The sequence below is a fragment of the Aliivibrio fischeri ATCC 7744 = JCM 18803 = DSM 507 genome (genome assembly GCF_023983475.1).
GTDB lineage: Bacteria > Pseudomonadota > Gammaproteobacteria > Enterobacterales > Vibrionaceae > Aliivibrio > Aliivibrio fischeri.
This window is the reverse complement of sequence record NZ_CP092712.1, coordinates 1,925,649-1,939,016: the sequence shown is the minus strand read 5'-3', so window position 1 is coordinate 1,939,016 and position 13,368 is coordinate 1,925,649. Positions and strand designations below refer to the sequence as shown.

At 38.5% G+C, this 13,368-nt stretch carries 10 protein-coding genes; 9 read left to right on the top strand and 1 reads right to left on the bottom strand.

Features of this window, described 5'->3' with window-relative positions; genetic code table 11:
• Nucleotides 1–185 precede the first annotated feature (185 nt).
• The 7 genes from AVFI_RS08920 (at nucleotide 186) to AVFI_RS08890 (ending at nucleotide 8,279) form a co-directional block, all read left to right on the top strand.
• Nucleotides 186–1,508: an isochorismate synthase gene (locus AVFI_RS08920; RefSeq protein WP_188863423.1), complete on the top strand. Its 1,323-nt coding sequence runs from the start codon at nucleotides 186–188 to the stop codon at nucleotides 1,506–1,508.
• Complete coding sequence (menD, locus tag AVFI_RS08915) at nucleotides 1,505–3,238, top strand: 2-succinyl-5-enolpyruvyl-6-hydroxy-3-cyclohexene-1-carboxylic-acid synthase (RefSeq protein WP_188863422.1); 1,734 nt, start codon at nucleotides 1,505–1,507, stop codon at nucleotides 3,236–3,238. The genes AVFI_RS08920 and menD overlap by 4 nt, the downstream gene beginning before the upstream one ends.
• On the top strand, nucleotides 3,222–4,016 hold the full coding sequence (gene menH, locus AVFI_RS08910; RefSeq protein ID WP_017018329.1) for a 2-succinyl-6-hydroxy-2,4-cyclohexadiene-1-carboxylate synthase: 795 nt from the start codon (nucleotides 3,222–3,224) through the stop codon (nucleotides 4,014–4,016). Before menD ends, menH begins: the two co-directional genes overlap by 17 nt.
• A 5-nt stretch (nucleotides 4,017–4,021) precedes the next feature.
• Nucleotides 4,022–4,888 carry a 1,4-dihydroxy-2-naphthoyl-CoA synthase gene (gene menB / locus AVFI_RS08905; protein WP_012533733.1) on the top strand — a complete coding sequence of 289 codons (867 nt, stop codon included), beginning with the start codon at nucleotides 4,022–4,024 and terminating at the stop codon, nucleotides 4,886–4,888.
• 75 nt (nucleotides 4,889–4,963) lie between these two features.
• Nucleotides 4,964–5,938 (top strand): o-succinylbenzoate synthase, encoded by a 975-nt coding sequence (gene menC / locus AVFI_RS08900; RefSeq protein ID WP_054775349.1) that lies wholly within the window; start codon nucleotides 4,964–4,966, stop codon nucleotides 5,936–5,938.
• Nucleotides 5,926–7,311, top strand: a complete 1,386-nt coding sequence (gene menE, locus AVFI_RS08895) for an o-succinylbenzoate--CoA ligase (RefSeq protein WP_188863421.1) — start codon at nucleotides 5,926–5,928, stop codon at nucleotides 7,309–7,311. The genes menC and menE overlap by 13 nt, the downstream gene beginning before the upstream one ends.
• A gap of 224 nt (nucleotides 7,312–7,535) precedes the next feature.
• Nucleotides 7,536–8,279, top strand: a complete 744-nt coding sequence (locus AVFI_RS08890) for an oligogalacturonate-specific porin KdgM family protein (protein ID WP_017018332.1) — start codon at nucleotides 7,536–7,538, stop codon at nucleotides 8,277–8,279.
• A gap of 140 nt (nucleotides 8,280–8,419) precedes the next feature.
• On the opposite strand, the gene AVFI_RS08885 is transcribed toward AVFI_RS08890, so the two are convergent.
• Nucleotides 8,420–9,067: a MurR/RpiR family transcriptional regulator gene (locus tag AVFI_RS08885; protein WP_017018333.1), complete on the bottom strand. Its 648-nt coding sequence runs from the start codon at nucleotides 9,065–9,067 to the stop codon at nucleotides 8,420–8,422.
• Between the two features lie 174 nt (nucleotides 9,068–9,241).
• Between AVFI_RS08885 and AVFI_RS08880 the strand changes: the two genes are divergently transcribed.
• Together AVFI_RS08880 and AVFI_RS08875 are read left to right on the top strand one after the other, a co-directional pair.
• Entirely contained in the window at nucleotides 9,242–10,648 is a 1,407-nt protein-coding gene (locus tag AVFI_RS08880) for a PTS fructose transporter subunit IIC (RefSeq protein WP_188863420.1), read from the top strand.
• 58 nt (nucleotides 10,649–10,706) lie between these two features.
• Nucleotides 10,707–13,355 carry a glycoside hydrolase family 38 N-terminal domain-containing protein gene (locus AVFI_RS08875; RefSeq protein ID WP_188863419.1) on the top strand — a complete coding sequence of 883 codons (2,649 nt, stop codon included), beginning with the start codon at nucleotides 10,707–10,709 and terminating at the stop codon, nucleotides 13,353–13,355.
• Nucleotides 13,356–13,368: the final 13 nt, after the last annotated feature.

The following is a 13,368-nucleotide window of genomic DNA, read 5'->3' as shown; positions in this document are numbered from 1 at the left end:
TTTAGATTTTCATAAACAAGCAAAATTTGATAAGAGTTTTATTTTTTAGACATACAATTGATGTGAATTATTTTTTATTTACAAACCTTTTGCTAGAATCACTAGTTCATACAAGGAAATAACAAGCAATTCCGCTTGTGCAAGTCGGTTGCCATGATGGCTGAAAACGATCAAGAGAGGTTAATTTGTCCACTTTTCAAGATGCCATTGAATCGATTCGTCATCAAATTACACAGGCAACAACATCCCATACAATTTCTTTAAAACTGGATTGGTCTATTGGTGAGCAGCTAATTGATTGGTTAGAAGCACAACCTGTATTTCCTAAGTTTTATTGGCAATCACGTGACGGTGAAGAAGAAGTGGCAGTATTGGGTCAAGTTAAGACGTTTACCGATCCTAGTACCGCTCAAAAAGTTCTCGCACCTCAACAACGTATTTGGGGTGGTCGCTCTTTTGATGGTCGAACTGAGCGCAATCGTCGCTGTATGTCTTCTTTCTTTTTTCTTCCTCAAGTAGAAATTACGCGTTTGGGTTCATCATGGAATCTTATGGTGAACTTGTCAGATGATAATTCTCGTTTGCTCTCTACCTTAAATAAAATGACAGAAGAGTTTGAATGTTTATCTGAATTGCATTGTCGAGTAACTCAGCGCATCAATACGCCTGAAAAAGCAGATTGGTCTAATATGGTGAATAAAGCACTCACTGCAATTTCAAATAAACAATTTGAAAAAGTGGTGTTAGCGCGTAAAACCACATTGACTCTCGATCAAAATTTATCTTCTGCTCAATTTTTAAAAGCCAGCCGTCAAGCTAACAGCCATAGTTTTCATTTTATGATGGCGTTAGACAGCGAGCATTGTTTTATTGGTTCTACACCTGAGCGTTTGTATGTACGTAATGGTTATGCGCTTAAAACCGAAGCATTAGCAGGCACGATTAGGCGTGGTCATGATGAAGAAGAAGATAATCAATTGGCCTCATGGTTAATTGCTGATAAGAAAAACCAGTATGAAAACCGTTTAGTGGTGGACGATATTGTTCACCGTTTATCTAAGTTCAGTCTTTCAATGAACGTTGCAGAATCATCTGAATTGGTGAAATTACGCAAAGTTCAGCATTTAAAACGTCCTATTTCTGCTGAAATTAATGCGGAATGCAGTGACTCTCAATTACTTGATAATTTACAACCAACGGCAGCCATCGCAGGGTTACCTCGTATGTCGGCTTTGGATTTCATTATTGATAATGAACCCTTTGCCCGTGGTTGGTATAGCGGTGCAGTTGGTTTCTTGAGTCAACAGCGCAGTGAATTTTGTGTTGCTATTCGCAGTGCTTTGGTTATGGGTAATAAACTTCATTTATTTGCAGGTGCAGGTATTGTTCCAGGTTCAGAGCCAAGCAGTGAATGGGACGAATTAGATAGAAAAACTTCTACTTTATGTACCTTATTAGAATCTGATACTAATGTGAGTTCAGATATCACGGAGTCGCAAGTCGCATGATGCAACCTGAGCAGCAAGTAATGCTAAATCAAGTTTGGGCTGAGTTAATTATTGAGGAGTTAGTTCGAAATGGAGTAAAGCATATTTGCATCGCTCCGGGCTCGCGTTCGACTCCACTAACTCTTGCCGCTTCTGAACATGCTCTTTTATCCATCCATACCCATTTTGATGAGCGTGGCTTGGGCTTTTTGGCTTTAGGTATTGCTAAAGCATCCAATGATCCTGTTGCTGTTATTGTTACTTCAGGTACAGCTGTCGCTAATTTATTGCCATCAGTGGCTGAGTCGGGGTTAACCAAAGAAAAACTCGTGTTACTCACCGCTGATCGCCCTGTAGAGCTGATTAACTGTGGTGCGAACCAAGCGATTAATCAACAAGGTATCTTCTCGTCACACGTTTGCCATTCGCTTCAATTACCTTCTCCAAATCAAAACGTGCCGGCACAGTGGTTATTAAGTCGTCTTGATCAAGCGTGCTTTATTCAACAAGAGCAGGGGGGGGCTATTCATATTAATTGTCCTTTTCCTGAGCCGTTTTATGGTAAAAAAGACGATAGCCTTCTTGTTGATTATTTAACGCCTATTCAGAATTGGAAAGCAAAGTCTTCTTCTTATATCGAACAAACACCATATTTTTCTCACGTAACGTTATCACCTAACTGGATGCAAACAGCACGTAAGAAAGGGGTTGTGATTATCGGTAAAGTTTCTTTAGAAGAAGCAAATTGCGCAGCACAGTTAGCAAAAGAGCTTGGTTGGCCAGTATTGGCAGATCCACAATCAGGTTATTATTCAGAGTGGGCACATTACGATTTGTGGCTACAAAATAATGCGTGTTTTGAGTTGTTATCCGAAGTTGAGTGCGTTTTGCAATTTGGTGCTCGATTAGTATCAAAACGTTTGGGTGCATGGTTGAAAAACTACCAACAGGCCTATTATTTAATAGATCCTCATAGTGAGTTATTAAACGAAAGTTGTCATGCGCATGTTCGTTATCGTGCTGATATTTCAACTTGGTGCCAAACACATGCAGACAGCCTTGCTGATAGAGATTGTGTATTTGACCATGCGCCATCTGTCCATTGGAGTGAATCTCTTAAAGTGGCATCACAGAATGCATTGGCACTGGCTCGTTCTATGGCGTGCAATAGCGAAACATTATCTGAATTAAGCTTTGCGCTTACCGTAGGCCAAAAAGCCAATGACTGTGATTGGTTTATTGGTAACAGCTTGATCGTTCGTTTATTGGACATGACAGGTGAGCTGAGCCAAAAGGATGTATATACCAACCGTGGTGCGTCAGGTATTGATGGTTTAGTGGCTACAACCGTTGGGGTTCAGTTAGCTAATGATAAACCGTTACTCGCTTTAGTTGGGGATACGTCATTACTTTATGATTTGAATTCTTTAGCGTTATTAAAGCAAGCGACGCAACCTATGGTTGTTGTGGTGATGAATAACGATGGCGGTGGTATTTTTGATTTATTACCCGTGAATGAGAAAAAGAAAGATGATTTCTATCGTATGCCTCATCAGCTAGAGTTTAGTCATGCTGCTGCGATGTTTGGTCTGTCCTATCATAGGCCAGAAACACTAAGCTGTGCCATGTCGATGATTAACGATGGTTTGGAAAAGGGTATTCATTTAATTGAGATCAATACACCAGCAGGTCAATCTGGTGAAGAGCTAACACGTCTTTTTCAGACCATTCAGCATGCCGCTTTATTCTAAACAATTAGAAACAATGAAAAATACCACTCAACCTTGTGTGGTATTTTTACATGGTTTGTTAGGATCAACGAAAGATTGGTCAAGCATTGCTACAAAGGTTGCAAAAACGCATCCAGTATTATTAATTGATCTTCCAGGACATGGAAACAGTCAATTAACCTTATTGGATCACAATGAGGGATTTGAACAGAGCTGCCAGTTGATTGTTGAACAATTGGAAAAATCACCTTATCAGACCTTTATCTTTGTTGGGTACTCGTTGGGTGGGCGATTAGCGATGTATCTTCATGCGATGTATTCTTTGCCTTCTTCGATAGAAGTGAAAGGACTGTGCATTGAAGGTGGAAACTTTGGCTTAGTTTCAGAAGAAGAAAAGCAGCTGCGCTTGGCAAATGATATTCAATGGGCAAAGCGCTTTGAAGAACTACCTATTGTTGATGTTTTAGACAATTGGTATCAACAAGCGGTGTTTTCTTCACTAAACCCTGAGCAAAGACAAGTTTTAGTAACCAAGAGAAGTGATAATCTTGGGCACGCAATTGGAATGATGTTGAGATCTACGTCACTTGCTAAGCAACCATATTTGCTTGATGCATTACATCGTAGCACCATTCCAATTCTTTATATTTGCGGTGAAGCAGATAAAAAATTTCAACACTTGGCTGAGCAAAGTCAATTAACGTATCAAATCATTGCTCAGGCAGGGCATAACGCTCATGTGGAACAGCCCGAACGCTTTACACATGTACTTAATACATTCTTACAACAATGGACATAAATCCCATGGCAAGAACTGTTGGCATTTCAGAAGAAGAACTTTACGCTCCAGTAAATTGGACAGATTGCACTGCGCAATACGAAGACATTCAATACCACAAATCAGCAGATGGTATCGCAAAAATTACGATTGCTCGTCCACAAGTGCGTAATGCATTTCGTCCGGGCACAGTAAAAGAGATGATCGATGCGTTAGCAGATGCACGCTACGATGAAAAAGTCGGTGTGATCATCTTAACTGGTTTAGGTGAAGACGCATTCTGTTCAGGTGGCGATCAGAAGATCCGTGGCGATTACGGCGGTTACCGTGATGACAGCGGTACACACCACTTAAACGTATTGGATTTCCAACGTCAAATCCGTACTTGTCCAAAACCAGTGATTGCTGCAGTAGCAGGTTACGCAGTTGGTGGTGGCCATGTTCTTCATATGATGTGTGACTTAACCATTGCTGCTGAAAATGCACAGTTTGGTCAAACAGGACCTAAAGTAGGTTCTTTTGACGGTGGTTGGGGGGCTTCTTATATGGCTCGCATCGTTGGTCAAAAGAAAGCTCGTGAAATCTGGTTCCTTTGCCGTTTCTACGATGCTCAAGAAGCGTTGGATATGGGTCTAGTAAACACGGTTGTTCCTGTTGCTGATCTAGAAAAAGAAACGGTTCGTTGGTGTCGTGAAACGCTGCAACATAGCCCAATGGCATTACGTTGTCTAAAAGCGGCACTAAATGCTGATTGTGATGGCCAAGCAGGTCTTCAAGAGTTAGCGGGTAACGCAACAATGATGTTCTACATGACAGAAGAAGGCCAAGAGGGTCGTAACGCGTTTAACGAAAAACGTCGTCCAGACTTCGATAAATTCCCTCGTAACCCATAATTCGCTGTTACAGATTCAATTAAGTATTAGAGGCTCCTTTGAGTCTCTTTTTTCTTTTATTGGTTGGAGTAAGAGATGAAAACAGCCAAGATCTATCAATACCAACTCCCTATGGACAGTGGAGTAATTCTTCGTGAACAACGTCTTCAGCAGAGAGATGGATTGGTCATTGAGTTAAGTGATGGAATACATACAGCAAGAGGTGAGGTTGCGCCTTTACCTGAATTCAGCCAAGAAACGCTAGAACAAGCTCGTGAAGATTTAATTTCATTAACTCAATCATGGTTAAACAGTGAAGAGTTGGATCTTGATTCAAACTGCCCATCAGTTGCATTTGGCTTTAGCATGGCTTTGTTAGAGCTTGAAAAACAGTTGCCACAAGAAGGTAACTACCAAGCTGCACCTTTGTGTTCTGGCGATCCTGATGACTTGGTTGTTAAGCTTAATGAAATGAGCGGTAAGAAAATAGCCAAAATCAAAGTGGGTTTATACGAACCTATTCGTGATGGCATGGTTGTGAATATGTTTTTAGAACTGATTTCTGATCTCTCTTTACGCCTTGATGCCAACCGTGGCTGGACTACAAAGAAAGCAGAGCAATTTGCTAATTACGTACATCCACAATTTCGTTCTCGTATCGAATTCTTAGAAGAACCATGTACTACACCAGAAGAGAGTTTAGCTTTCTCTAAAGCCACAAATATTGCAATCGCATGGGATGAAACCGTACGTGATGATGGTTTTACTGTTGAAACTCAAGAAGGTGTTGCTGCTATTGTCATCAAGCCAACATTAGTCGGTTCTGTTGAAAAGTGTATTTCGTTAATTGAACAAGCGCACCAATTAGGCATGCAAGCGGTGATCAGCTCAAGCATTGAATCTAGTTTGGCATTAACACAACTTGCACGATTAGCCGCTTGGAAAACACCAGAAACGATTCCGGGTTTAGATACTATCGATCTGTTTAAAATGCAGCTACATACTTCTTGGCCTAATTGTGACTTACCAGTGGCACAATTGGCTGATCTCGAGGTGATATGGGAAAACTGATCTCACCAGCATTCACGACTTGGCCTTGGGTTAAGTGGAGTGAAGAGCGAGAATTAGACATTGCATTGCGTGATGGCGATAAAGTGTGGACATGGAGTGAAGTGTCTACACAAACCAACCGTTATGCTAATGGTCTTCTTCAGCAAGGCGTTAAGCGTGATGATGTTATTGTTGGCATTGCTAAAAACTGCATAGAATTAATTTGGTTGCAGCTGGCCTCTGTTCGTATTGGAGCTCGCTTTGCTGCAATTAATCCAAAGACACCGAGCAAACAGCTGCACCAATTAGTTACTAGCATTGCTGCTAATCATATTTGGTTTGGTGAAGGTCAAGAGACCATCTCTGGTACATGGCATCATTTGCAACTGATAAACGCAGAATATGGCGCAGTAGCAGCTACATGGCAACCAACTCGTTTAGCAACATTAACGTTTACATCAGGCTCAACGGGAAACCCTAAAGCTGTCGCGCACAGTGCAAGTAACCACTTACACTCAGCCGCTGGTTTATTAAGTTGGTTACACTTTGATGTCAGTGATTCTTGGCTGGTATCACTGCCTTTATTTCATGTTTCAGGCTTAGCTATTGTTTGGCGTTGGTTACTTTCTGGCGGAATGCTGGTTATGCCAACAGAGCAAGGCTTACTGAATGATTTAGCTGGTGTTACGCATGCGTCGTTAGTTCCAACTCAACTGCAACGTATCTTAGATAGTGGTGAAACATCTCAGCTCGCATTAAAACGTGTTCTACTAGGTGGTAGTGTTATTCCAACCGAATTAACAATAGCTGCGCAAAAACAGGGCGTCGAATGTTGGCTCGGTTATGGTATGACCGAGATGGGCTCAACCGTAACAGCAAAAAGAGCAGATGGTGAGCCAGGAGTAGGGAATGTTCTGCCTTATCGAGAATTACGTATTGAAGAAGGCGAAGTGTGGGTAAAAGGAGAGAGTTTAACTCTAGGCTATTATCGCTCTTCAGGCATTATTGATGTAGCGAACGAAGATGGCTGGTTTGAGACTAAGGATCTTGGTTCTGTGATTAATGCTGAGCTCCATATTCACGGACGTGCTGATAACATGTTTATTTCTGGTGGCGAAAATATCCATCCTGAAAAAATAGAGCAAGTGCTACTGACACATCATGAGATCGATAATGTGATTGTTGTCGATGTGCCTGATGAGGAGTATGGACAACGACCTGTTGCCGTTCTTGTTTCAAACACAGGCAAAATTCCTGCTAAGTTAGTCGAGTTTACTCAAGATAAATTGGCTAAATTTGAGCAACCGATACGTTATGAAATCATGCCAGAACATTTGCTTATTTCTGGCATTAAAATTTCACGTAAATTGGTTAAAGAGTGGGTTGATTCGTAATCGGAACTTATAAAGAAAATATTAAAACAGTAATTAGAGTTACTGTTTTTTTTTATTTAAATTTCCACATTCCTTTTATTTTTCGCCAAATAAGTGTGATTGATGTTCAAGTAGCACCCTAATACACCGTTTGTACGATAATACTTTTTACAAGGAAAAGAGTGAATATATATAGTGGCCATGAACAGTTATCCTTTGCAAAAATAATTTATAAAAGGTCAAAAATGAAAATTAAAGCCCTACTTTGTTCGACTCTTATTGCACTAACAGCAAATCCTACAATTGCTAGCGAAACAAAACTTGATGTTCGATTTGGTAATAATACTGCATCAGATATTAAAGATAGTCGCGTTAAATTTATGCATACATTTGATACTGGATTTTATTTCAGTGCCGAGGCTGCGCAAATTCATAACGATGCTTATTTTGCTGGAAACGATTCAAACGATTCTAATAAAAATGGTTTGAAGGCCGCAGCTCAAGAATTTGAAGCGACATATAAGTTTAACATTAATGAAGATTGGTATTGGTCTCCTGGTCTAGTTATGGTAACGGCACCAAATTGGACCGAATACCGACCATACTTAAAGTTAGGGACGAATTTTGATAATGGTATCTCAGTGACTGGCCGATATCGTTACAATTGGTCTAATGATGAAAACGGTAAAAATTATCTTGATGGAAGCGGTACAACTCGAGGTGCATCGAATCAATTTGACCTTTGGGTATCGAAAAGCTTTGGTGATGTGGGTTTAATGTATAATCCTCGTTATCGTTATCAAGATGGTGTTGATCAAGGTACTGGTCGTGATGATTACTGGGAGCATACCGTGATGATTAATTATAAAATTGATGATACATGGACTCCATATATGGAGCTAGTATCAGTAGATGAAACTTACGTAGATTCTAATGGTAATCGTGAAAATGATTATGCAATTCGTCTCGGCTTTGTTATGAATTTATAATGTTAAATAACAGCGGTTATTTATACTTATACCAATTTTACTAATATTCTAAACATATTATTGAGTGTTTTTACTTAATAGAACCGCTTATTATTAATTATTGGGATTAACCGCTGTTTTTTAGTTGCGTAATTTTAATGTTAAAAGGTCAGCAATTCTTTACCTATTTGATCAATAATTTGCAAAATATGAATTTGAGACTCCCTACCATACAGTGAAACACCATCTACCTGTTCTTCTAATATAATATTTAAATGACAAGCTTGTTCAAGTGTAGAACCTTTATGACTAATACCGAGAACCTTTAATCCCTTCCGTTTGGCGTTATAAGCCATATCTATCACCGCTGTTGTTTCACCGGATTTACTAACGAGAAGTAGAGTCCCTAATTCAGCTCTTGTTAATTGATGTATGTCTGTGATGACTAAATGTGGAACATTCGCTAAAGATAAAAATCGAGATAAATAAGTGATACTCACAATTGATGCACCTCTAGAGTAGAGGTACACAACGGGAGAGGATTTTAAGGTATTTGCAAGCTCTGCGATTTGCTGTTGCTCATTGCCTTCATTTTGCTGTGAGTTGCTCTCTTTATTTAACTCATTAGAAAGTTTGTAGCGAAGCTCTGTGTAACTTGCATATCCCATCTTTTTACAAACTCGATTAACTGAAGTTGTCGTTGTTAATGCTTTGTTTGCAATTGTTTTCGCTGGAATATTTTGTAAATCACTCGCGTGACCAATTAAATATTCATAAATGGTGCGCTCTATTCCTCGGAAAGTATTCATCGCTCTCTATTATTTACATTTAAGTTAATAAGTTGTATTAGGCTTGAAATAGTAAATAAAGTCTTTGATTCGAGTCACAGATGTATCGTCATACGTGAATAGTATGATGAAACAGTATCTGCATACTTCAAGATCCCTATACTGAATATAAGTTGATTACATCAGGGTATAAAAATGAATACAAAAAAACTGGTAGCAGTGACCGCTTGCCCTACAGGTATTGCTCATACGTTTATGGCCGCTAAAAAAATTCAAAGTTGGGCTGAAAAGCAAGGCTATGAAGTGAAAGTAGAAACACAGGGTAGTGATGGTGTAAAAAATAGGCTTACCACGCATGATATTGCTACTGCTGATGCGGTTGTTCTTGCTGTAGATGTGCCAATTATGGATATGGAACGCTTTGATAACACCAATCCATTAAAGGTGCGAACTCAAGAATTAATAAAGCATGTTGATACATTACTTCCTTCAGCAATGAAGCGTGGTAAAGAGAAGTTAGATGCTACAGACGAATTACCTATAGAAGAAAAACGTTCAGTTTATCAAGTTGCTATTGGCCATATTATGACGGGTATTAGTTACATGTTACCGGTTGTTGTTTTGGGTGGTTTATTAATGGCAGTAGCAAAGATTACAGGGGAGTTTATTGATATAAGTGGAACGCCAATTCAAACGCTAGATAAATTAGGCTTCATGACAATTAAATTTATGTATCCAATTTTTGCTGCTTATTTAGCGTATTCCATTGCAGGTAAACCAGCGCTGATCCCTGCGTTTATCGGTGGGATCATGAGTGATGAAGTATATAAACGATTTTTTGATTTAGAAGGTTGGGCACCATCTGGTTTCTTTGGAGCAATTGCAATTGGTTTTCTGGTTGGTTATTTAGTTCGTTATCTTAATGATGTCATCAAAGTTAAATCAGAACTTACAACATTAAAAACCATGCTATTAGTTCCAGCCGTTACTGGTGTTGTAATGGTGCTTACCATGGAATACATCATTAACCCATTTTTTGGTGCATTGAATATTGCCATGATTAATTTGTTTACCGAAGCTGGAGATGCAGGGCGTGGTATTTATTCTATGGTGATTGCAGCAGGTACTGCTTTTGATCTTGGTGGACCAATTAATAAGGCTGCGGGTTCGGTTGCTCTTGGTTTGAATGGTATGGGGGATGGTTTTGATTTAATCGCTCGTGAACTTGGTATTGTTATTCCCCCTATTGGAGTTGGACTAGCTGCATTACTTGATGGCAAATTTCGTCCACGTGTTTTTTCTAATGAAGAGCAAACGGTCGGTAAAACATCATTAATGCTTGGTATGATTGGTATTTCTGAAGGGGCAATTCCTTTTATTCTTAAAAATCCGAAAATGATCCCAATAATGATTCTTGGCTCAATTATTGGTACTCAATTGGCCGTTGTACTTAATGTATTCCAGAGCTTGCCTTTACCTGCCGTATGGGGATGGTTCTTATCTTCAGATCCTATCAGTTACACCATATCTGTATTTGTTGGCTCAAGCTTTATTGCCATAGCGTTATTGCTTTGTACTAAACCAGATACAAGTAACATTTAAAAAATAGGGGAGATGACTGTTCTCCTCATAATTCCAATTAAGATAAAGAGATAATCAAATGGCTAAAGTACATGTAATTCCTCATACGCATTGGGATCGTGAGTGGTATTTTACTCAACAAGATAGTGACGTTTTAGCAGCTTATAATTTTACAAAAGTAATTGAAATATTAGAAACACAAACAGACTACAGTTGTTACCACTTAGATGGGCAATCTTCTATTGTGGAAGATTATTTGAAAGTGTTGCCACATATGCGAGATCGCATGGCGAAATTGATTACTGATAAAAAATTGTTTATTGGACCTTGGTATACACAGACTGATACTTACAATGTTATGGGTGAGTCGATTATTCGAAACCTGAAGTATGGTATGCATGTCGCGGAAGAGTTAGGCCATAGCATGAAGGTTGGTTATTTACCTGACACCTTCGGTCATAATGCACAAATGCCAACCTTATTTAAGGGAGTAGGTATTGATAATATTGTATTTTGGCGCGGTATTGATTATGGAAAACAAGTCGAGAAATCTCATTTCTTTTGGCGTTCATCTGGTGGCGATGATATCTATGCTTATAACTTAGTTCATGGATATGGAGCTGCAAAGAATATTGTAGCAACCCCTGAGCATTTAGATAAAAAAATCTTTCCAATGATAGAGAAAATTAAATCTCTATCGGGATTAAACGATGTGTTGATCCCATCTGGAGGAGATCAAGTCAATATTGATCCTGCACTACCACAAACATTACGTTCAGCAACAGAACGATCTTCCGAATACGATGTTTATACTATTTCTTCAATGGAAGCTTTTATTGATGTGCTGCGTAATAACAGTGAAGACTTTGAGACTTATCAAGGAGAATTTAAGTCGCCACGATACGCACGAATACATAAAACTATAGGATCTGTTCGTTACGATATTAAGAAACTCAATTTTGAAATTGAACAGTTTTTATTAAAAAAATTAGAAGTAGTTGTTGCTATTGCTAAAGCTCAAGGAATCATTGTACATACTGAGTTGATTGATATTGCATGGAAAAAAATACTGGAATGCCATGCTCATGACAGTATGGGGGGATGTAATAGTGACGCAACAAATACAGATATTATGCATCGTCTTAAACAGGCACAAGAAATTTGTCACGGACTGTATAACCTTGTAGTGAAAGAAATTGCAAGTAGCTGCCATGATAATGAGTTGATGTTATTTAATGGCCAGTTAACACCTTATAACGGTGTCGTAAAAGCTGTTGTATTTAGCCATCATGAGTATATTTCAATCATAGATAAAGAAATCGAATTACCTATTGAGGTTATAAAAAAAGAGACTTTAGATGGTGGAAAAGTTATTGAAGTAACAAAAGATGGAGAGAAAGAAGTTGCTGTGCCACCGTATTACCGTTTTGAATTGAATATCTGTGTTAATCAATTACCAGCAATGGGGTATAAAATATTCCAAATTATAGAAAATCAATCAGAAAATCATATGGTTGCATCTGAAAATGAAAATAGTATTGAAAACGAAGTACTAATACTCACGATTAATGATGATGAGCTTCAAGTTACAAACAAAATGAATGGTCGAACTATTTCAAAATTGTTGGAGTTTGAAGAACAAGCTGATGATGGTGATTCATATGATTTTTCGCCATTAAAGAATGATATTCCTCTTTATAATAATTCTATTCAATGGTTAGAAAGTCATATAGGACTAACTGAGCAAAGCATGAAAGTTCGTGCAACTTTAACTGTCCCACAAGATCTTATTGAGAGAAAAACCCAAAAAATTACCGAAACAGCGGTATTTGATATCACATTACGCTTAGTTAAAGAGCAAAAACAATTATTAGTAGATATTTCAACAGTGAATCAAATTAAAGATCATCGTGTTCGAGTATTAATTAATTCAGACATACAAACCAATACATCGATAAGTACTCAGCCTTTTGCTGTAATGGAGCGAATGGTTGATACCAATATTGATAATTGGAGAGATACATACCGTGAATGCCCAATTGATATTGAAACAACTGAGGGAGCGGTTGCGATAGAGCAAGATAATAAAGCGATTATTGTGAATGGAAGAGGGTTAAAAGAGTTTCAAATCATCAAAGGTTCAACGTGTGACAAATTGGCTTTGACCTTATTTAAATCGACGGGAGTACTTGGTAAAGATGACCTCTTATGGCGACCTGGTAGAGCTTCAGGTATCAACAATACCGTCGTACATACACCCGACGCTCAATTACAAAAAGCAATGCAATTTAGTTTTGCTATTGCTTTAACGGATGATGCAAAACACAGTACGATTCGCAAATTGGAGGCTTGTTACTTGGGTCTTCCATTCAGTTATCAAAAACAAACATTAAATAGCTTTGAAAATCGATTAGAACGCTTCCAAGTTAGATTCGATACACATAAACGAAAACCATTATTTAGCTTGTTTTCAATTAAACAATCGTTAGAGCTATCAAGTATTGGGCACTCTTTTTATAAAGAAAATGCAGTTATTGTTCGTTTATTCAATGCGACAGATAGTGAGCAACACCTTGATCTAACAGCATTCGAACATTGTGAAAGTGTTGAATTGGTAAATTATCGAGAACAAGCGATAACGTATTTTGGACAAGAATTATCGGGTGATGCCATTGTTCGTCCTAATAACAGTATTGATTTACGTCTTACATTTAAATCAGCAGAGTAATTGGAGTGATTAA

Coding starts and splice junctions, on each gene's coding strand:
- AVFI_RS08880 (WP_188863420.1), top strand. CDS start 9,242: ATGAATACAAAAAAACTGGTAGCAGTGACCGCTTGCCCTACAGGTATT.
- menB (WP_012533733.1), top strand. CDS start 4,022: ATGGCAAGAACTGTTGGCATTTCAGAAGAAGAACTTTACGCTCCAGTA.
- AVFI_RS08875 (WP_188863419.1), top strand. CDS start 10,707: ATGGCTAAAGTACATGTAATTCCTCATACGCATTGGGATCGTGAGTGG.
- AVFI_RS08885 (WP_017018333.1), bottom strand. CDS start 9,067: ATGAATACTTTCCGAGGAATAGAGCGCACCATTTATGAATATTTAATT.
- menH (WP_017018329.1), top strand. CDS start 3,222: ATGCCGCTTTATTCTAAACAATTAGAAACAATGAAAAATACCACTCAA.
- AVFI_RS08890 (WP_017018332.1), top strand. CDS start 7,536: ATGAAAATTAAAGCCCTACTTTGTTCGACTCTTATTGCACTAACAGCA.
- menE (WP_188863421.1), top strand. CDS start 5,926: ATGGGAAAACTGATCTCACCAGCATTCACGACTTGGCCTTGGGTTAAG.
- menC (WP_054775349.1), top strand. CDS start 4,964: ATGAAAACAGCCAAGATCTATCAATACCAACTCCCTATGGACAGTGGA.
- menD (WP_188863422.1), top strand. CDS start 1,505: ATGATGCAACCTGAGCAGCAAGTAATGCTAAATCAAGTTTGGGCTGAG.